Source organism: Paenibacillus sp. RC21 (assembly GCF_044907935.1).
GTDB classification, from domain to species: Bacteria; Bacillota; Bacilli; order Paenibacillales; family Paenibacillaceae; genus Paenibacillus; species Paenibacillus terrae_A.
This window is the reverse complement of sequence record NZ_JBIYCS010000002.1, coordinates 489,601-509,619: the sequence shown is the minus strand read 5'-3', so window position 1 is coordinate 509,619 and position 20,019 is coordinate 489,601. Positions and strand designations below refer to the sequence as shown.

Genomic DNA, 20,019 nt, shown 5'->3' with positions numbered 1-20,019 from the left:
CGCCAAATGGATGGCGGACATCGGGGAATCAATAATTACTTTGTTTGTATGCAAGTACAACCTGACGTTGTTCGCTAATCTTAAACCAGGACCGTTTCTTTGCCATTCTGTTTGATTGGTCTATACTTGCAGTCCCACATTGCATCCCGAACCGCTTGGCGGATATCATCGGGCTGGTGACGTGCTACGCCATCCTGAACGGCAGCCTCTGCAACTGCTACAGCTACTGCTTCAGATACTTCACGCAACTCGCTGATTTTCGGCAGCAGGGAAGCTCCAGGCTGTGACAAATCGACCATATCGGCTACTGCATGGGCAGCGGCGGCGAACATGCTGTCTGTGATGATTTTGGATTTCACTACAATCGCGCCAAGTCCAAGACCAGGGAACACGAAAGCATTATTGGATTGTCCAATTTCAAACTTAACATTATTATAGGTTACTGGTTCAAAAGGGCTGCCTGTTGCAATCAATGCTTTTCCTTCAGTCCAGCGGATCAAGTCTTCCGGAGTTGCTTCAGCCAGTGGAGTTGGATTAGACATAGGCATAATAATAGGACGTTCTGTATGCTTGGCCATTTCTTTAACGATTTCCTCACTAAATGCTCCGGTAACACCGGAGGTTCCGATCATAATGGTCGGTTTCACCCGGCGAATAACTTCCAAAAGTGGAATTTTGCCGTCCTCCGCACGTTCCCAATCACGACATTCTGCGGCATCCCGTACATAAGGAACCTGGAATGGGAAAAGTCCTTCTGTTTCATTAGTAAGCAGGCCGCGGTAATCATAAGCCCAGAAGTTACTTCTTGCTTCGGTTTCCGATAGTCCTTCCAGCATCATGGCTGCACTAATTTGATCTGCATTACCGATACCGGCGGCTCCTGGACCAAAGACCAAAACTCGATGCTTGCTTAGTGGGACTCCGGACAGTTTAACACCAGACATAACACCTGCGAGCGTAACTGCACCAGTGCCTTGGATATCATCATTAAATGTCAGAATACTGCTTCCGTATTTATTGATAATGTTCCGGGCGTTGACATTGCCCAGGTCTTCCCAGTGCAGTAGCGCATTCGGAAAGTAAGACAGTGCAGTTTGAACATAGGTGTCAATAAATTGGTCATATTGTTCTCCGCGAACACGTTTGTGACGGTTCCCCATGTATAAAGGATCTTCCAGCAGTTTTTCGTTGTTCGTACCTGCATCAAGAACAACTGCCAGCACCCGGCTAGGATCAATTCCGGCAGCAGCGGTATACACGGCAAGCTTACCGATGGAGATATTAATTCCACCAACTCCCCAGTCCCCGATTCCCAGAATACTTTCGGAATCCGTGGCTACGATGAGGTCAATATCCTCAGGGTCCAGGCTCAAATTTTTAAAAGCTTCTTCAATGGCGGAAAGGTTACCAATAGATAAATACATACCGCCGGGTTTGTGGTATTCATGACTGTATTCCTGTATAGCCTGACCGACCGTCGGAGTATAAACAATCGGAAGCATTTCGTTTAGGTGCTCGGAGAGCAAGCGATAGTAAAGGACTGTATTCCGGTTAAACAGATCGTTTAACGCGATATTTTTACGCAAATTATCCGGTTGGCTCTGAAATTGCTCGTAAACCCGTTGAACCTGTTCCTCAATAGTCAATATGGTAGGAGGAAGGAGACCGTCAAGTCCAAGCTGCTGCCGTTCTTCAAGAGTAAAAGCCACTCCTTTATTCAGTAGTGGATTAGCCAGCAATTCCTTTCCGGTTAATTTGGTTTCGATAGAACCATCTTCCGTCAATTGAAAAGCACGCATTTCTAATTCCTTCTTTCTAGAAAATTACATTTAGTTAAACCTTGAACAATTCGTGAACCAGTATACGCCTTATTTTAAACCAAGTGAACAAGTATGTTGTGTGAAAAATGGTTATATAAGTGTTTACATAAGAAAATTTATGAAAATGAAAATATTTTTCAATCATTTTTATCTGAAAATTACATTTAATTTTCATTATATTTTCAATAATTTTTATTAAATGTAAGTTTTGTCATAGCGAAGCTACTATGGAGCTGGATGGGTCTTTCAATCAGGAATAGAATTTATTTCATTCCATAGATAGGAAGAGATTTTTATAACAGGTGGATAAAGTGAATGAAGAAGAGAGAGGGGGATATACACAATAAGTCACTTGGAGTTCTAACTATGAGACTTTTTTATTTTCAGGCAAACAAAAAAGCCTTGAGTATCAAGGCTTTTTGACGTATAGGACGGATGGGGATCGAACCCATGACCCTTACCCTGTCAAGATAATGCTCTCCCGCTGAGCTACCGTCCTTCGGTTATTAGATAATATCATGTATTAACCATAAATGTAAAGTAGAAAAATAGAAATAAGCTTGTACTTCATTACCATTTATATATATAATTCAAATTTAGTGGGTTTGCAAATTGAAGCAGTGATAAGGGGGAGCGGATGATGGCCGCAGAAATTATTAGTGTGACGACAGAAGAACAGCTACAGGCAGCGATATTGATCCGTACTAAGGTGTTTGTCGAGGAGCAGAAAGTTCCTCTCAATCTAGAAATTGACCATTTTGACAAGCTGGGGGATACTGCACATCATTTGTTGATCTCTGATCATGGTGAGATGGTGGCAACGGGACGCTTGACCTATTATGAGGAAGATACAGCTAAAATGCAACGTATTGCGGTTCTCAAGGAGCATCGCTCCGGGGGGTACGGACGTATATTGCTGCTGGCTCTGGAGGAACGCGCACGTGAGCTGGGGCTGCGGCATTCGCTGCTGGATGCTCAATGTCAAGCTGAAAAGTTTTACGAGAAGCTCGGTTACGAGACGATTTCGGAAGAACCTTTTGACGATGCCGGGATTCCACATGTGCGCATGCGCAAAAAGCTGTAGCCGGCAGCCCGAAGATGCATATAATTCTGCATAGGGTGCATGCTAGTAAAAGTTCCTCCACTACACTATGGATAAGGAGCGATGCAGCATGGCTAATGTAGAACGGGAACAAATTACGGCAGTACGTAAAAACGGTGATGGTGATCTGACGTCATTTCAGACATCTACCGGACGGGTTCTGGATTACAGTCAGGCTCTAAATGAAATTGAAGCAGGCTCGATTGCCGGGGTCAATGTTTTCAAAGCCAAGGACGGAAGCAACCGGATTCGCGGAGATGCTGATGGAGATCCTACGAATAATTTGGATCAGTTGCCGTTGTTCTGACGTTCATTTCAAGCATCTATCACTAAGCACATAACTACACGCAAGTATATGCCAAAGTCGCCGGGCTCTTTTTCCAGTTGGAAACCCGGCGGCTTTTTGCTTTCTCACTTTGTATCCAGTATTATTTTTGCTCTGTGCGTTCCAGCTCCACAATGTTGTATACGCGCTGCTGCTCCAGAAAGGACATGACTCCAGCTTTTTCCTTGAATTGCTCCATGTCGTCACTATAGTGCATGAGACGAATCCGCTCTTGAAGCTGGATTGGCAAGCTGAGCAGCTCGTCCAACGTCGTATGGACTTCTCCTGCACCCTGTAATTGAACCTCATGCAAAATGCTGCGACAGCCTCGCTCGTGTACCAGTTGATTCAGCAGATCTGGATCAAAGGTCATATCCGCACTATAAAAAAGACGGTCATTAATGAACAGGGAGTAGCTGTCTTTACCGGGGATATGACGGGTAGGAATGAGTTCAACTTCGATGCCGGATACTAAGCTGGTGGGTTCACCAGGCGTCAGCACGTTTACCTCAAACACATCCTCCAGCTTGCCAATCATTCCTTGCTGTGACATGCCGCCCTTGAGCGTATTTTCCCATAATGGATGAATTAGCGGTTCTGCGATACAAAGCACAGGTTTGCGACCATGTAGGATATTCATTTGAAAGCCAAACTCTTCCAGACCCCCGACATGATCGGCGTGAATGTGGGTGATTAGAATGGCGTCAATTTCGGGCAATGGGACACCCATTTGGTGCAGAGCCAGCGAAGCGGTTGTTCCACAGTCGATTAGCAGCTTGCCTTCTCCACTGTCCAGCAGTGCGTTATTGTTGTAATAGTTTTTGGCAAAGGCACTGCCTGTGCCTAGCATTTGTATGGTCAGGCTCATTCGTATTTCACCCTCCAGGCTAAATGTGTATAAATCCTCTTCAGTCGTATCTTACCATCGATGCTGTTAGAAATTAAAGATTTTACGCCATATCAAAAACTTTGGACAATTTGTGATGCCTAGCGCAACTTGTGGAACTGAGCTAGGTATAAATGTAAGACAGAAGTTATTTAACAGATAATGATGGAGGGATATCTAGCGATGAAGTGGAGAAAAGTTATGGCCCTAGTGATGGCCTTTTCGATAATGGGAGGGACCGTTATTTCGGCGGAATCCGCCAAGGACCAAGTGAAGTTGATTATTAACGGTGAGGTGTCGAAGGATGGCGCGGTTGTCATTGATGGCAAAACGTATGTGCCCATTCGGGATTTTAACGGGATTGTCAGTTTTGATCCGTCCGGTGGAAAAGTTGTTTTCGACCAACCAAATGTACACATGTTCTTGTTTAAGGGCGATACGGTGTTCGGTAACGTGAATAAAGGCAACAAAGTGAAATTCAATGTATTCAGTCAGATTGATACGTTGAAAGCGGATATCTCCGGAGTGAAGGTAGCGATTACTGACCCGGCGGGTAACGTGAAAGATATTCAGTCCCAGGATATCAGCGGAGCACAAAAGGATAACTTTTGGTTCCGTACCAACGACTTTACGTATGATTTTAAAACAGCAGGGAATTACCGGGTTGGTTTCTACATTAAAGAAAGTAAAGACAGCAGCTATACACTGGTGTCCGAAAAAGTCATTACAGCGATAAATTAGGCATACCACAAATTGACCTGTACCCTTGATCATGTTACGATACGGGGGAAAATAAAACAATTTGAAGGTAGGTATTTCCATGAGTGATCACAAACATGAACACGGTGAAGCCTGCAACCACGATCATGACCACGAACATGAAGAAATGGTTCTTACGCTAACTGATGAAAATGGCAAAGATGTAGAAATGGTGCTGGTAGAGACCTTTGACGTAGAAAATCACGTTTACGCTCTCCTGCTGGAGCGCGGCAATCCTGAAGCAGACGGCATTATTCTTCGTATGGAAGAAGAAAACGAAGAAATGGTGCTTTACAATATCGAGGACGAAGATGAATGGAAACGTGTAGAAGAGGCATACAGCGAGCTGGTTGCCCAATACGAATAACCTTGGATCTATCGGCTGCTACAACTTTGTAAGCTGATGAAAAAGCCCCCAATCGGGGGCTTTTTTTGTTAAGCATTTAAGATGCTTATAAGATTTTTCAAGCTTGTTACGGCTCAGGAGGCTTAGGAAATGGCGTCCGTTTCGACGATAACCTTCACTTGATGTACCGTTCGATCCTCAGGCCCTTTAACAGGCAGGCCTACTTCCACATGATCGACAATATAATCAATATTGTCCTGTGAGATCACTTCGCCCGGCAGCAGGATCGGAATACCTGGCGGATATACATAAATGAATTCTGCAATAATGCGTCCAGCAGATTCCTTGAATGGTACCACTTCCGTATCTCCGTAAAAAGCGTCTCTCGGAATCAGGGAGAGCTGGGGGATTTCCTGTATTTTTACATCCAGTTCATGCTGCTGACCTGTAGAATAATGAATAGCAGCCAGCTCACGCAGAGCCTTCAATAAAATCTCAATGTCCTCTTTCGTATCCCCGGGGGTCACCAGACAGAGAATATTGTACATATCGCTAAGCTCAACCTCGATATTGTAGTTTTCTCTCAGCCAATTTTCCACGTCGTACCCAGTAAGGCCTAGATGACGAATATGAATGGTGATTTTGGTCGCGTCATAATTATAGGTTGCCTCTGTACCGAGAATTTCACTGCCAAAGCAATATAATCCTTCAATCTTGTTGACCTCTGCACGGCAGTATTCGGCCAAATCAAGCGCACGTTGCGCTATTTCATAGCCATTGAGAGCCAGATTGCGGCGTGATGTGTCCAGAGAAGCCAGCAGGATATAGGAAGTGGAAGTCGTTGTCAGCATACTGAAAATCGTCTGCACACGCTGCGGATTGACGTATCCGTTTTTGGTATTCACATTCAGAATCGAGCTTTGTGTCAAGGAACCGCCTAGCTTATGGACGCTTGTAGCTGACATATCTGCTCCCGCTTCCATGGCGGACATCGGCAGATCAGGATGAAAATGAATGAGTACACCGTGGGCCTCATCGACCAGGACCGGCACATTATAGCTGTGAGCGAGATCAACTATTTCTTTCAAATCGGCGCACACACCGTAATATGTCGGGTTGATGACGAGGACGCCCTTGGCGTCAGGATGGCGTTCCAGTGCCCGGCGTACGGACTTGGTTGTAATCCCGTGGTGAATACCAAGATTTTCATCACTGACCGGAGATACGAATACAGGCTTTGCTCCAGACAATATAATGGCAGACATTATAGATTTGTGTACATTTCGGGGTACAATAATTTTATCACCTGGCAAGCAGATGGACATAATCATAGTAATGATAGCTCCACTTGTACCCTGTACACTGTAGTAAGTATAATCTGCTCCATAGGCTTCTGCCGCAAGCTTTTGGGCTTCTTCGATGACACCCGTAGGTTGATGCAGATCGTCCAATGGAGCGATGTTGATCATATCTATGGAAAAGGCATTATCCCCCATAAATTCGCGAAATTCCGGATCTGCCCCCACTCCCTTTTTATGACCTGGGATGTGAAATTGAACCGGGTTGCTCTGAGCGTGCTTTTTCAAAGCAGTAAAAAGCGGGGTGTTGCTTTGATTCATTAGTGTTGTCACAACCTTTCGTGCAGGATTTCGACAATCCTGGCAAGTGATAATAGAACAAAATTGAGTATAGCAGTTTGAAGTAGGAATGCAAGCGGTTGACGGTGCTTTTATTTGTGAATGAGAGGAGCATGGAGACAACCCGGACTTTATGACGAAAAAACGAAGGTAGAGGATGTGGGACAGATGAAACAAATCGGAAGAGAAAAAAATCCTCGGCGGTTATGGTCTCCCTTTTTTGCGGAATTATGGGTACTGGTATTTCTGGTTGAATTTATGAAGGGATCTCTTCTGGTAGCTATCCTGCCGGTATATATGGGAGAAACGCTCGGACTGTCAGCCGGAATCATCGGTCTGGCCTTTTCGCTCCAGTATTTTGGTGACAATGCGTTCCGGGCACCGGCGGGCTGGATAGCTGAACGGCTCGGCTACCGGGGAACGATGTCGACCGCGTTGCTGTTCACACTTGTAGCGGTGATCATGCTAAGCGTGCTGACAGAGCCAGTGTGGCTCGTAGTCGCCTGTCTGCTGCTCGGTCTGGGCACTTCTCCGCTCTGGCCTTGTGTCATGACTGGAACGACTGAAATGTCCGGGCCTAATAACAGCAATGGTGCGGCGATGGGCACATTGGAAATTGCGTCCATGGGCGGAACAGGAATGGGGCCGCTTGTTATGAATTTCGCTATGGCACATTATGGTCATTCCTACGGAATGGTGTTTATGATTTTGACAGGATGCAGCATTTTGTTATTGCTGGTCTCCCTTATGCTGCCCGGACGCAAAAAATCTGCTGACAAAGGAGCGCTGCAACGGAGCGCCTTGGTGTCCTCCGACGGTCTCGCGAAGCAAAAGAAGCAGCTACTGGGAGGAATCAAGGAAACGTTCAACTCTCTCAAAACAAAACTTGATGTAAACCCGTTAATTTACCCGGCGCTGTTTTTGCAGTCGTTTGTTATCGGTTTGATCAGCCCAGTATTGACACTGTACGCCCGGACAGACCTCGGCATTTCGCCGAATCTGTACAGTGTATTTTTGATCGCGGGCGGCGGGGTGACGGTGCTGGCGCTTATTCCTTGCGGAAAGCTGGTGGATCGGCTGGGAACAGAGTATTTTCTGCACGCCGGTTTTTTGCTTGCCGGGATTACGCTGTTTTTCTTTTCCGCCGTCCGATCCATTCCGCTTGTGTTCGTATCCGTAGCGCTCATTGGCTTGGGCTATGCGCTTATTTTACCTGCATGGAATACCTTCCTCGCTAAATTGATCCCGGAAAGCGAACGAGCGACGGTATGGGGCTTTTTTCTGACACTCCAAGGCTCCGGCATGGTCATCGGTCCACTCGTTTCAGGAGTGCTGTGGGACCGCGCTGGACACACAGCTCCATTTATCATCAGCGGAGTTGTAATGCTGCTTATGTTCGGCTGTCATTTGGCTTTGGCGCGTAATCCGCGCAGAAAGACGGCCAAAGCCTGAATAGCAGCTTGATTAGCTAATGCTGGTTACTCTTTCGAGAAGGCAATTTGGTACAGCGGCAGCAAACGCTCAAAAGTAGAACGCACTGTCTGTAGCAATGCAGCTCCGTCACTGGCGAGTGGATCGTCCCGGTCGATACGGATACCACACATGACCTCGGATTTTTTTACCTGCTGTAGCTTGTCGATGATCGTTTGAAAATCCTTCTCGTCCATTTGTTTTTGCTCTGTACCTTCCGGAGCCATATGGTCCATGGACCAGTAAAAATGATCCGGTATGTTAGAGCGTACATTGCTCAGGTTGGCTTTGAGTGCCTGGGCAAACGTAGTTTTATTCGGACTTTCATAAATAATTGCAAAAATGACGAATAGATGTGAAGCAAACATACCTACCTCAAAATGCGGTAACGCCTTGTATCCACGCTTGTTCGCCGCCCAAGCTACCCAAGAATCCTTGGGTGGGTTTACTTTGCGTCGTGCATGCTTTGCAACATGAACGTGCATAGGCTCGCCGCACAAGTCCGTCAGGAAAGGAGCCAACTCCGCACCAATCGCTTCCAGTTTGGGTCGAACCTGTTCAATCAGTACCTCCATGCGAGGCTCCAGCCCCGGTATTCCAAAAACATCAAAGTCCTTTGCAGTAAATCCACTGAATGTCATACCTTTTCCTCCTGTAACTGGGTTAAGCCATTTCGTGTGGCGTAATATGTCCGATTATAGCATAATGCCATCAGGCTTGACCGACTTTAGGCCGGGTTTGGGACAAGAGTATAAGGCAAAAGTAGGATTGTGCGTTGTTACTCATAAAAATAGGTCAAATAACCAAGTACCCTTACATAAAATGAAGTATAAAATAGAGCAAGGGAAGATCAAGCGGGAAAGCCGCAGGCTTGCTGTAGCCGGACTTCTTGAATCGGACTTGAAAAAGGAGGGAATGCCGTGAACAAGGGCTGCGAGGTAGAATATTGTAATTTGGAGCTCCGGTTTAGCCGTCGGCATATCCATAATCTGATCAAGGATTTGATATCGGAAGGATATTCGCTGTACTGGAGCGAGGATGAGTCGTACCTGGTGCTGTCGGTAAGGACCGGACGCAAGCTGGTGAAGCTTCGTTTTCAACAATTGCGTACAGGGCACTACAAGTTGGCCGGAGATTATGTGATCCGCGACGCCAAGTTGGCGGAGTGGTTGGAAAAGCTGATTGGAAGCACCCGAGGCCATGCCATTGTCAAAAGAGTCAAGGACCATCATATTTTGGTGGAAAATATTTTGTTCGGTGAGGTCATTCGTCTGGTTGAGGTTACTGGTTTTAAGCAACGCGTTATTTATCAGAAGGGACCAGTGCTGTCAGTGCAGGAGATGGAGGAAATGTATATTTCCAATGAGGGAGAGACCCGACTGCTGCTGCTCAGAATGCAAGTGGATGATGAATTGGAGAAGCTTTTCACGGCAATGACAGAGGGAGATACGACCAGAGCCGAGAACTGCCATGAACGCCTGCAAGCGCTATCCCGCCAACTGCTGATGATGGAAGCATAATGATGTAGATTTAGTATAATTGAACACCTCATGAAAATGGGGTGTTTTGATCTGCGAATAGACAGGGGTTCACTTCTGACACCAAAAACGTTAAAATAGAATTGCACGTGTTCCGATTCACATAAAGTGTAATGCGGTAAAGCGGCGATATAGAATAAAAAATATGTTGCAAAGGATGAGGAACCAGATGGCAAAACAGCAGATTGGTGTGATCGGCCTGGCGGTAATGGGTAAGAATTTGGCCCTTAATATTGAGAGCAGAGGCTTCACCGTCTCGGTATTTAACCGCTCTCCCGAAAAAACGCACGATCTTATCAAAGAAGCAGAAGGTAAGAAATTGACGGGTACTTTCTCCATTGAAGAATTTGTGAACTCACTGGAATCGCCCCGTAAAATCCTGATCATGGTTCAAGCTGGTAAAGCAACGGATGCCACGATTGAGCAGCTTGTGCCTCATCTGGACAAGGGCGACATTATTATAGACGGCGGCAATGCCTACTTCCCTGATACACAGCGCCGCAGTAAGGAGCTGGAGGAAAAAGGATTTCGCTTTATTGGTACAGGCGTATCCGGTGGCGAAGAAGGTGCCTTGAACGGTCCTGCAATTATGCCAGGTGGACAAGAAAGTGCCTACAAGCTGGTAGAGCCGATTCTGACAGCAATCTCTGCAAAAGTAGAAGGCGACCCTTGTTGTACATATATCGGTCCCGACGGTGCTGGTCACTATGTAAAAATGGTGCATAACGGTATCGAGTACGGCGACATGCAATTGATTGGTGAGGCTTATCACCTGTTGAAATCGGTCCTGAATGTGAATGCGGAAGAGCTTCATGAAATCTTCACAGAATGGAATAAAGGCGAGCTGGACAGCTACCTGATCGAAATCACGGCTGACATCTTCTCCCAATATGATTCCGAAACAGGCAAACCAATGGTAGACGTTATTCTGGATGCAGCAGGTCAAAAAGGTACTGGTAAATGGACAAGCCAAAGCGCGCTGGATCTGGGCGTGCCACTGTCTATGATCACCGAATCCGTATTTTCCCGCTTCCTGTCTGCTATGAAAGACGAGCGCATTGCGGCAAGCAAAGTGCTGAGCGGTCCTAATGCTGAATCCTTCAGCGGAGACAAAAAAGAATTTATCGAAAGCGTACGTAAAGCATTGTTCGCAAGTAAAATTGTGTCTTATGCTCAAGGGTTTGCTCAAATGCGTGCAGCTTCCGATGAATACGATTGGGATTTGAAATACGGAAAAATTGCTATGATCTTCCGCGGCGGTTGCATTATCCGTTCGCAATTCCTGCAAAACATCAAGGATGCGTATGACCGCGATCCTGCTCTGAAAAACCTGTTGCTGGATTCCTACTTCAAAAATGTAGTAGAAACTTACCAAAACGCATGGCGTCAGGTGATTTCCGTGGCTGTATCTCAAGGTATTCCAGTGCCGGGCTTCTCCAGCGCGCTCGCATACTATGACAGCTATCGTACTGAGCGTCTGCCAGCAAACTTGCTGCAAGCGCAACGTGACTACTTCGGTGCGCATACGTTCAAACGTGTGGACAAAGAAGGCGTGTTCCATCACCAGTGGTTCTAATAAATTGATGGATATGTAAGGATAGCATCGATGTAATACAGCGGAAGCTTTTTTTACCCTTGTGGTAGAAGAAGCTTCCGTTTTTTGATTTTCGTGGATAGTTGATTGGATGAGGATGAAGCTAGAGGATTGTGTAATCTTTTGGCGCTGTGGTATGATAACGACAAGATATTTTAACGCATTACCGCGTCTAAGCTTTGGGTTGTAACAAAAAGACGGGAAGATCCCGTCTCTTGTGGTGAGCAGCATTTTACTGCTCTTGTGACCATTGCAGCATACCGCCAGTCATGTTAGTGCAGCCTTCATAACCGAGCTGTTGTAAATATTCGCAGGCTCGTTCGCTGCGATAACCGCTCCGGCAAATAAAGATAATTTCACCGGTACGTTCAATTTCCTCAAGACGACTCGGAATCTGTCCGAGCGGAATATGCTTGGCACCGTCAATCATGCCTTCCGCTACTTCTTCTGCCTCGCGAACGTCGATCAATTGCAGTTGCTCTCCTGCTTGCAGGCGTGCGCGAAGCTCAGAAGGTTCAATCAGGGCGATTTGCGTCATGGCTGGACCTCTTTTCTAATGTATAATGGGTGCTGCGTGTGTTATTGACGTGTGCAAAACATCACACTCTCTATGTATGATAGCGAAGCTATCTCTAAGCTGTCAATTGGGTTAATCCTAAAGAAAGATAGAGACTAATCAACCTGCTGGATTAAACTCCGAAAGACCTAGATGAATATTGTATATTTTTTTGGGTAGAGAAATGAACGCTACAGCTTGTATAATTAACGTAAACTAGGATGGTTTGAATCGAAAAGGAGCATGTACAATATGGATGTTATCGTTAGACCTACCCCTTCCTTGCAGGGAGAGATTGGGGCCTTGTCCTCCAAAAACTACACTACACGCTATCTGCTCACAGCAGCGCTTGCCGATGGAGAAAGTACCATTTATTTTCCGGCACACAGTGAGGATAGTGATGCTATGCGTCGTTGTATCGCTGATCTGGGGGCAGTGCTGGAAGAGGATGACGAAAAAATTGTCATTACGGGTTTTGGTAGCCATCCTCGTGCTGTGAAGGAGTTAAATGTGGGGAATGCCGGAGCGGTGCTCCGTTTTTTGATGGGAATTACATCCTTATGTCCGGATGTTACTTTCGTTAATACATATCCTGACTCATTGGGTAAACGACCACATGATGATCTAATTGATGCGCTGGGCCAATTGGGTGTGAGAGTGGACCATCGCGAAGGTAAGTTGCCAATTCGTATCCAGGGCGGTCAAGCTAAGGGCGGCAAAATTCAGGTGTCCGGTTCGGTTAGCTCACAATATTTGAGCGCTTTGCTATTCCTTACACCTTTACTGGAGGAAGACAGCGAAATCGAGGTGCTGCATGATCTGAAATCCAAGGTGGTTATTGGTCAGACGCTGGAGGTGCTCCAAGAGGCAGGTATAATCATTCATGCAAGTGACGATTATTTGTCTTTCCGTGTTCCGGGACGACAATCTTATCAGCCGCGCACGTATACAGTGCAGGGGGATTACCCGGGCAGTGCCGCGGTGCTGGCAGCGGCTGCCGTAACGAACTCGGATGTCACCATCCATCGGCTAAAGGAACAGAGCAAGCAGGGAGAACGTGCTATTGTAGATGTGCTTCGTATGATGGAAGTACCGCTGACGCACAAGAACGACACAGTTGTCGTGAAGGGGAATGGACGTTTGAAGGCAATCGAGTTTGACGGCGATGCTGCAACCGATGCTGTGCTGGCCATGGTGGCTGCCGCTGTATTTGCTGACGGCACATCCCGTTTTTATAATGTGGAAAATTTGCGGTACAAGGAATGTGATCGCATTACCGATTATTTGAACGAACTGACCAAGGCCGGAGCTCGCGTGGAGGAACGTCAGGCTGAAATTATCGTACATGGCCGACCGGAGGGGGTCGAAGGCGGCGTTGAAATCAACGCGCATTTTGATCACCGTGTTATTATGGCTTTGACGGTAGTCGGTCTACGGGCCCAGAAACCGCTGGTGATCAAGGATGCGCATCATGTTGCCAAATCATATCCGCAATATTTTGACCATCTGACGACGCTTGGCGCCTCTGTAGAGTGGGTAAAATAATAGTAAGCTTTAGAAGTGAACAGGAGGGGACAGGATGGCTTTTGAAAATCCGTCAAGAGAAGAGATCAAAAGCATTTTGGAACAAGTAGGCAACATTGCGGTTGTGGGTTTGTCTGATAAATCGGACCGGACCTCGTATATGGTGTCTTATGCTATGCAAAAGCGGGGATACCGGATTATTCCGGTTAATCCTGCAGCAGCGGGGCAAACGATTTTAGGAGAAACTTGCTATGCAAGTCTCGAAGAAGTACCTGAGCCTGTGGAACTGGTCAATGTATTCCGTCGCAGTGAGTACTGCGCGGAGGTTGCTCGTGAGGCAGCTGCCATTGGTGCCAGGGTTTTGTGGCTTCAACAGGGCATTATCAGCCAGGAAGCCGCTGACATCGCGCAGGAGCATGGAATGACGGTTATTATGGATCGCTGCATTAAGGTAGAGGATTCCGTAACCCAAGCTGTACGCAAAGGATAATCTGGACATGAAGAAAAACCTTCGCCCCGATGAAATACGGGGAAGAAGGTTTTTAGTGTGGAATTAAACTATATTTGGCTTTACTTTTTTTCACTCAGTTGCTTGGTTAAGTTTAGTCAGGAACTGTATATTATACTTACAGGAATTCATATAATGTATGTATGCCATTATGATGATATTATCTTGGTGAATTCGCTTATTTTATTGGTTATGGTAATGGAATCGCTGCTCCATCCCCCTTTGTTTCAGGATAGCTTGGTCCAAGCTGATAAACAAGCAAAATATAACTTAAATAGGCCATTTAATGGAGTTGTCCAGACCTTTAAAGCGTATATAAGTATTTTTAATCAAGCAAGAGAATCGCTTTGACAAAAGTATCTATTCGGCTTACCATCAGGGATAGAAAGGAGAGGAATGCCATGAATTGGCTCGGATCCTTACAACAGCTTGGTCGTGCTGTCATGCTCCCGACGATGGTGTTACCGGCTGCTGCTATATTACTAAGTCTCGGTAGCCTTCCCTGGTCCACTTGGGGATTTCCAATGGTGTCTGATATGGCTAATGCGGCAGGGAACGGTATTTTTTATTTTTTGCCGTATTTGTTTGCGGTTGGTGTAGCACTCGGCATGTCAAATCAGGCAGGTCAGGCGGGATTGGCGGCATTGGCTGGTATGGCAATATATGATCAGGTCACATTGAGATTTGGAAACGGACTCATTCATCCGGCGACGCTCATTGGCATCATTTTAGGTGTCATTTCAGGGGTGGCGTATAACCGCTTCAAAAGCATTAAGCTGCCCGAGGTACTCCAATTTTTTGGAGGGACTCGATTTGTTTTACTGCTAATTGGCTTGTTCTCCGCCGTGTTCGCAGGACTGATGCTGATTGTGGCTCCACTCATTCAGAGAGGATTGCAGTTTATAGCAGGTCTGGAATTGAGCTTGGGCGGCTTCGGATTGTTTATTTATGGTATTTTGTATCGGGTGCTGGCGGCTTTTGGCCTCCATCATCTGCTTAATAATATATTCTGGTTTCAACTGGGTACATATAAAACACCGTCAGGCAACATAGTGCAGGGAGACTTACCCCGATTTTTTGCTGGCGATCCGACGGCGGGCTATTTTATGTCAGGGTTGTTTCCAATCATGATGTTTGCGATTCCAGCCATTGCGCTGGCGATTATTCAGGAAGCACGTGAAGACTTGAAGCCAAAGGTGCAAAAGACATTTTTGACTGCTGCCCTGGTCTGTTTTTTTACCGGTGTATCGGAACAAATCGAGTTTGCCTTTTTGTTTGCTGCTCCTTATTTGTTCCTTGTTCATGCAGTCATGTCCGGTCTGGCTATGTGGCTTACCTTTGAACTGGATATTCATCACGGTTTTTCATATTCAGCGGGTTTTATAGATTACGTACTCAATTTCCATCTGTCACATAATGCCTGGTTGTTGATTCCGTTAGGTGTGGCGTATGGGCTGGTGTATTATGTGCTATTCCGCTGGGCGATTCGGAGGTTCCGTATTCCCACTCCAGGTCGCGAGGAAGGTTCAGTTCTGGAGGATTGGGCAGGCAATATTCCCTACAGCGCTCCGCTCATTTTGGAGGCGCTCGGCGGGAAGGAAAATATTGTTCGGGTGGAAGCCTGTATTACACGGTTGCGCCTCACCGTCCACAATGACCGGCTGATTGATACTGGAGCGATAAAAGCCTTGGGCTCGGCTGGACTCATCAACCTGGGAGGGGGCAACTTGCAGGTTGTGTTCGGGACGTATTCGGAGCTGATTCGTGAGGAAATCGCGAAGCTTATGGATCGTGATCTTCCTCAAGTGTTGTTCAACGCTCCTGTGCATGGAAAAATGCTGCCGATTCACGAGGTGCCGGACAAAATTTTTGCGACGAAGCTGGTCGGAGACGGAGTTGCTTTTGTTCCCGAACGAGGTGAACTTGTGTCTCCGGTGTATGGTACGGTTATGCATTTGTATCCGACCATGCACGCTTTGGGCATTTCTACACGAGAGGGACTTGAGGTTCTGCTTCATATAGGGATTGATACTTCACAGCTAAAAGGGAATTTTACTGCTATGGTAGAAGCAGGCGATACGGTGGAACCGGGACAATTGCTGATCAAATTTGATTTGCAGGCGCTGCGGGAACAAGCTCCATCTTTAGTGACCCCTATGGTCATTACGAATCCGGATCGCGTGAAGTCATGGAGCTTTGCTCCGTTTAAAACAGTGAAAAAAGGTCAGACCTCGGTAATGTCCGTTGTGCTGCATGACAGGAATGTTGGAGGGGTAGAGACATGATAGAAGGCATCGGCGCCGCAGCAGGTGTGGCAATCGGGAAGGCTTTTGTCCTGCCGAGCTGGGAGTGGGATTTACCTGAGCAGAAAATGGATGCGGTGGATCTCGCAAAGGAATTCGAGCGGCTGTATGAAGGGATACGCACATCCAAAAGTGAAATCCAGTTTATTAAGGATGAGTTTCGGGAAATGGTGGGACCGGAAGAATCCAGCATTTTTGATGCGCATCTGGCTATATTGGAGGACCCTGAATTCATGAACGAAGTTCGTGGAATCATCGAGCGTCAATATAAAGCAGCCGAGGTGGCTGTTAAGGAAGCAATTGACCATTTTGTGACGATGTTTGATCTGCTGGATGATGAATATATGAAGGAGCGGGCGATCGACATCAAGGATGTGGGGAATCGGTTGCTCAAGCATTTGCTGGGTGCGCCGGAAGTAACTCTTCCGAAGGACACACAGCCTTACATTCTGGTAGCCAAGGAGCTTTCTCCATCTCAATCGGCCCACTTGAATCCAAGCTATGTATTAGGAATTGTAACTATGAATGGGGGCAAAACATCGCATTCCGCGATCATGGCCCGTGCGATGGGCATTCCGCTTGTTTCGGGACTGGAGAGCAATCTCAATTTGCCTGTCCAGACTGGGGATATGATGGTTGTCGACGGAGACTTGGGTAAGGTTTATGTGAAGCCGGAGAAATCCATTATTGATCATTATACGGCATTACGTGATGAGCAGCTCCGCAGAAAAGAACAGCTTCAGGTGCTCGCTTCCGTGGAAGCCGTGACCAAGGATGGAACTGAACTGAGGCTGGCAGCGAATATCAGTTCTGTCAAGGAACTGGAGGCGGCATTGAAGCATGGGGCGCAGGGTGTTGGACTGTTCCGCACGGAATTTTTATATATGGATCGAAACTCTGCACCGGATGAAGATGAGCAGTATGAAGTGTATCGGCTGGTAGCAGAAAAGGCAGGAAACCACTCCGTTGTTATCCGTACATTGGATATCGGCGGGGATAAACCGCTGGACTATCTTCAACTGCCGGTGGAAGAAAACCCGTTTCTCGGCTATCGCGCTATACGCATCAGTCTCGATTGGAAGGAATTATTCAAGACACAACTGACAGCTATTTTACGTGCCAGTGCGGCAGGGAATATCAAGGTCATGTATCCGATGATCTCATCGGTGGAGGAGATCCGCCAGGCGGATGCAATCTTGAAGGAAGCTATGGCGGATTTGGATGCGAGAGGGGTTGCCTACAATCCACATATCCAGCAAGGGATTATGATCGAGGTGCCAGCGGCAGCAATGATTGCCGATCTACTCGCTGCTGAAACAGATTTTTTCAGTATAGGCACGAATGATCTGGTACAGTATGTGCTGGCCGTAGACCGTATGAACGAGCAGATTGCCCATATGTACCATCCATACCATCCGGCTGTGCTGCGGATGCTGCGTATGACGGCACAGGCGGCTCATCAAGCGGGAATTGATGTGAGTGTGTGCGGTGAAATGGCAGGGGATGAACGCTCCATTCCCTTGTGGCTGGAGTTGGGAATACACCAGCTAAGCATGTCTCCCCAGTCCTTGCTGCGAGTTAAGCATCGTGTGCTGAACACGTCCGCAGCTGAGGCAACACTGGTTGCCCAGGCGTGCTTCAGCATGTCTACCGGCGCGGCGATCGAAGACAAGCTGACCGCAGTTAGTGTCAGTTGTATTTCAGTCGGGCCTGGACGGCAGTAATCATGCAATGGCTGTGTAGCTTGTTTTGGAATAAAAAAACACCTTCAAAACCATGGATAACGTGGTGATTTTGAAGGTGTTTTTGCTCATTATATTGGACTGCCTTATTTCTTTGCGTTGTTTGCCAACAGATCGCAGAACGCTTTTCCATATGGCGGAAGGTCAGGCGGGCGGCGGGCAGATACGATATGTCCGTCTGTCACGACAGCTTCGTCCTTCCAGATGGCTCCTGCGTTTTCCATATCATCACGAATGCCCGGTGTGGAAGTTACGGTGACACCGTCCAAAATTTTGGCGGAGATCAGCACCCAGCCTGCGTGGCAGATCTGCCCGATGGGTTTGTGGGCGGCGTGAAACTCCTGTACAAGTTGAATCACCTTGGGATAGCGGCGCAGTTTATCCGGCGCCCAGCCTCCGGGGACAAGAATCCCGTCATAATCGCGGCTGTTCAATTCCTCAAAGGCATATTCCGCTTCAGCAGGTACGCCATATTTTCCAATATATTTTTTACCCTTTTCAGCACCGGCCAAATGCACTTCTGCGCCTTCTTCACGGACGCGGTACACGGGGTACCATAGCTCCAGATCCTCGAATTCCTCATCTACCAGGGCGATAACCTTTTTTCCGGCAAGTCTCGACATCTAACCATCCTTTCGTGCGTCACTTGATGACACGCTGTTTTATATCTGCACCTATACATCTTAAGAAAAAGAGCGCCGGAAGTCCATTCCTCTGCACATTCTCATAAATTGACTAGCTCTTTTAATACTAGCATCACCATTCCGAAACCCACTAAACCTTTGGTAATTTGTTCATAGCTGCAATCTGTGGAAGGATTTGAGGTCCCAAAGTCGAAATAAAAAAGAGTGTGAAAAATTTTATAGAGTTAACAAATCTTTTATAGACTAGTAGATAGATATATCTGGATTCTGATGAAATCCTCATATAGCTTGATCCTACGTAATGAGGTGGTTAAATGCATAAGCAATGCCAATGCGGTAAACCGATGGGGCTGGAGTTGAGAAAGGTAGTTTATGCGGACAAGGTTGAAATTTTACATGTTCCCGTATTTTCATGCCCTTCATGCTTCTCCAGTGAGGTTTTGCAGCATGTAACGAAGGACATCAAGGAGCTATTGCAAAATTTGGGGAGCAAGCCTACGGCTCGGCGCATTTCCTTTGCCCGTAACAACGAGCTGGCTGAAATTATTCGCAGGCTGGTGCTGGAGGAAGCGGACAATCCTAATGTGGACTGGCAATCCTCTTTGGAGGAGCGAATGGAGCTTCGAATCAATCTGCTGCTGGACCTTTATCGTTATGCGAGAAGTCTGGGAGATGAGGATTGGATGAACGATGTACAGAAAAGATTGGGGCAATTATCCGGTTTTACCAGTGAATCGGTGTTTATGAATACAAAAAACTAAAAAAAATGAAAATTTTCATGGTCACCATTGGATTTTACATGTTCTTTTTGTTAGGATGTGAATAGGACATACGACAATACGAGGAAAGGAATGTATATCCAATGGCGACGATGACAAAGATGACTACTGTTCAACAATTAAATGCGGCGCTGGAAGCGTCATCAGACAAGGCATTGCTTCTTTTTAAACATAGTACGCGCTGTCCGATTAGCTCTGGCGCACATCAGGAACTGGAGTCCTATTTGCAAGGCACTCCCAACGAAAATATTGAATACGGTATCATTTATGTAGTAGAAGACCGGCCGGTGTCCAATGAGGCTGCGAACAAGCTCCAACTGCAGCATGAATCACCGCAGGCCATTTTGATCAAGGGCGGAGAGGCTGTCTGGCATACATCCCATTCGAATATCACTGCGCGTGCGCTTCACGATCATTTGGTATAGATAGAATGAGCGCTGTCGTTGCATAAAGTAGTATTTTGTCGTATCATAGTTCTAATTAGTT

Annotated in this window: 19 protein-coding genes and 1 tRNA gene; 13 read left to right on the top strand and 7 right to left on the bottom strand. The window is 46.7% G+C overall.

What is annotated here, in order from left to right:
• Window positions 1–80: 80 nt before the first annotated feature.
• Both ABIA61_RS07615 and ABIA61_RS07610 read right to left on the bottom strand, forming a co-directional pair.
• Window positions 81–1,799 carry an NAD-dependent malic enzyme gene (locus ABIA61_RS07615; protein WP_283652421.1) on the bottom strand — a complete coding sequence of 573 codons (1,719 nt, stop codon included), beginning with the start codon at window positions 1,797–1,799 and terminating at the stop codon, window positions 81–83.
• Between the two features lie 448 nt (window positions 1,800–2,247).
• Window positions 2,248–2,319, bottom strand: a tRNA-Val gene (locus ABIA61_RS07610).
• A 141-nt stretch (window positions 2,320–2,460) separates the two neighbouring features.
• Between ABIA61_RS07610 and ABIA61_RS07605 the strand changes: the two genes are divergently transcribed.
• Both ABIA61_RS07605 and ABIA61_RS07600 read left to right on the top strand, forming a co-directional pair.
• The gene (locus ABIA61_RS07605; RefSeq protein WP_044648641.1) at window positions 2,461–2,904 is read left to right on the top strand and encodes a GNAT family N-acetyltransferase; all 444 of its coding nucleotides are present in this window, start codon (window positions 2,461–2,463) and stop codon (window positions 2,902–2,904) included.
• A gap of 88 nt (window positions 2,905–2,992) precedes the next feature.
• Window positions 2,993–3,229 carry a DUF3892 domain-containing protein gene (locus ABIA61_RS07600; protein WP_283652420.1) on the top strand — a complete coding sequence of 79 codons (237 nt, stop codon included), beginning with the start codon at window positions 2,993–2,995 and terminating at the stop codon, window positions 3,227–3,229.
• 121 nt (window positions 3,230–3,350) lie between these two features.
• Here the strand turns inward: ABIA61_RS07600 and ABIA61_RS07595 are convergent, their stop codons facing one another.
• Entirely contained in the window at window positions 3,351–4,115 is a 765-nt protein-coding gene (locus ABIA61_RS07595) for an MBL fold metallo-hydrolase (RefSeq protein ID WP_044648640.1), read from the bottom strand.
• Window positions 4,116–4,316: 201 nt separating this feature from the next.
• Between ABIA61_RS07595 and ABIA61_RS07590 the strand changes: the two genes are divergently transcribed.
• Together ABIA61_RS07590 and ABIA61_RS07585 are read left to right on the top strand one after the other, a co-directional pair.
• Complete coding sequence (locus tag ABIA61_RS07590; RefSeq protein ID WP_044648639.1) at window positions 4,317–4,874, top strand: hypothetical protein; 558 nt, start codon at window positions 4,317–4,319, stop codon at window positions 4,872–4,874.
• Between the two features lie 79 nt (window positions 4,875–4,953).
• Window positions 4,954–5,259, top strand: a complete 306-nt coding sequence (locus tag ABIA61_RS07585) for a DUF1292 domain-containing protein (RefSeq protein ID WP_025684269.1) — start codon at window positions 4,954–4,956, stop codon at window positions 5,257–5,259.
• A gap of 122 nt (window positions 5,260–5,381) precedes the next feature.
• On the opposite strand, the gene ABIA61_RS07580 is transcribed toward ABIA61_RS07585, so the two are convergent.
• Window positions 5,382–6,857: an aminotransferase class I/II-fold pyridoxal phosphate-dependent enzyme gene (locus ABIA61_RS07580; protein ID WP_044648638.1), complete on the bottom strand. Its 1,476-nt coding sequence runs from the start codon at window positions 6,855–6,857 to the stop codon at window positions 5,382–5,384.
• A 186-nt stretch (window positions 6,858–7,043) separates the two neighbouring features.
• Here ABIA61_RS07580 and ABIA61_RS07575 point away from each other — a divergent pair, with 186 nt between their 5' ends.
• Window positions 7,044–8,327 (top strand): MFS transporter, encoded by a 1,284-nt coding sequence (locus ABIA61_RS07575; protein ID WP_283652419.1) that lies wholly within the window; start codon window positions 7,044–7,046, stop codon window positions 8,325–8,327.
• Between the two features lie 26 nt (window positions 8,328–8,353).
• Here ABIA61_RS07575 and ABIA61_RS07570 read toward each other — a convergent pair whose 3' ends face one another.
• Complete coding sequence (locus tag ABIA61_RS07570) at window positions 8,354–8,986, bottom strand: YktB family protein (protein ID WP_283652418.1); 633 nt, start codon at window positions 8,984–8,986, stop codon at window positions 8,354–8,356.
• A 279-nt stretch (window positions 8,987–9,265) separates the two neighbouring features.
• On the opposite strand from ABIA61_RS07570, the gene ABIA61_RS07565 reads away from it, so the two are divergent.
• Entirely contained in the window at window positions 9,266–9,865 is a 600-nt protein-coding gene (locus ABIA61_RS07565) for a hypothetical protein (RefSeq protein ID WP_283652417.1), read from the top strand.
• Window positions 9,866–10,052: 187 nt separating this feature from the next.
• Complete coding sequence (gndA, locus tag ABIA61_RS07560; protein WP_044648633.1) at window positions 10,053–11,459, top strand: NADP-dependent phosphogluconate dehydrogenase; 1,407 nt, start codon at window positions 10,053–10,055, stop codon at window positions 11,457–11,459.
• A gap of 250 nt (window positions 11,460–11,709) precedes the next feature.
• Here gndA and ABIA61_RS07555 read toward each other — a convergent pair whose 3' ends face one another.
• Window positions 11,710–12,015, bottom strand: a complete 306-nt coding sequence (locus tag ABIA61_RS07555) for a rhodanese-like domain-containing protein (RefSeq protein WP_014282339.1) — start codon at window positions 12,013–12,015, stop codon at window positions 11,710–11,712.
• Window positions 12,016–12,285: 270 nt separating this feature from the next.
• Here ABIA61_RS07555 and aroA point away from each other — a divergent pair, with 270 nt between their 5' ends.
• The 4 genes from aroA to ptsP all read left to right on the top strand — a co-directional run bounded on the left by aroA (window position 12,286) and on the right by ptsP (window position 18,092).
• Window positions 12,286–13,578 (top strand): 3-phosphoshikimate 1-carboxyvinyltransferase, encoded by a 1,293-nt coding sequence (aroA, locus tag ABIA61_RS07550; RefSeq protein ID WP_404580532.1) that lies wholly within the window; start codon window positions 12,286–12,288, stop codon window positions 13,576–13,578.
• A 34-nt stretch (window positions 13,579–13,612) separates the two neighbouring features.
• Window positions 13,613–14,047 (top strand): CoA-binding protein, encoded by a 435-nt coding sequence (locus tag ABIA61_RS07545; RefSeq protein WP_283652415.1) that lies wholly within the window; start codon window positions 13,613–13,615, stop codon window positions 14,045–14,047.
• Between the two features lie 419 nt (window positions 14,048–14,466).
• Window positions 14,467–16,350, top strand: coding sequence for a glucose PTS transporter subunit IIA (locus ABIA61_RS07540; RefSeq protein ID WP_404518824.1), 1,884 nt, complete (start codon window positions 14,467–14,469; stop codon window positions 16,348–16,350).
• The gene (gene ptsP, locus ABIA61_RS07535; RefSeq protein WP_283652413.1) at window positions 16,347–18,092 is read left to right on the top strand and encodes a phosphoenolpyruvate--protein phosphotransferase; all 1,746 of its coding nucleotides are present in this window, start codon (window positions 16,347–16,349) and stop codon (window positions 18,090–18,092) included. Before ABIA61_RS07540 ends, ptsP begins: the two co-directional genes overlap by 4 nt.
• Before the next feature lie 104 nt (window positions 18,093–18,196).
• Here the strand turns inward: ptsP and ABIA61_RS07530 are convergent, their stop codons facing one another.
• Window positions 18,197–18,733, bottom strand: coding sequence for a type 1 glutamine amidotransferase domain-containing protein (locus ABIA61_RS07530; RefSeq protein ID WP_404518825.1), 537 nt, complete (start codon window positions 18,731–18,733; stop codon window positions 18,197–18,199).
• Between the two features lie 335 nt (window positions 18,734–19,068).
• On the opposite strand from ABIA61_RS07530, the gene ABIA61_RS07525 reads away from it, so the two are divergent.
• Together ABIA61_RS07525 and ytxJ are read left to right on the top strand one after the other, a co-directional pair.
• Window positions 19,069–19,515 carry a hypothetical protein gene (locus ABIA61_RS07525; RefSeq protein ID WP_044648627.1) on the top strand — a complete coding sequence of 149 codons (447 nt, stop codon included), beginning with the start codon at window positions 19,069–19,071 and terminating at the stop codon, window positions 19,513–19,515.
• 101 nt (window positions 19,516–19,616) lie between these two features.
• On the top strand, window positions 19,617–19,958 hold the full coding sequence (gene ytxJ / locus ABIA61_RS07520; protein WP_283652410.1) for a bacillithiol system redox-active protein YtxJ: 342 nt from the start codon (window positions 19,617–19,619) through the stop codon (window positions 19,956–19,958).
• The last annotated feature ends 61 nt before the right edge of the window (window positions 19,959–20,019 follow it).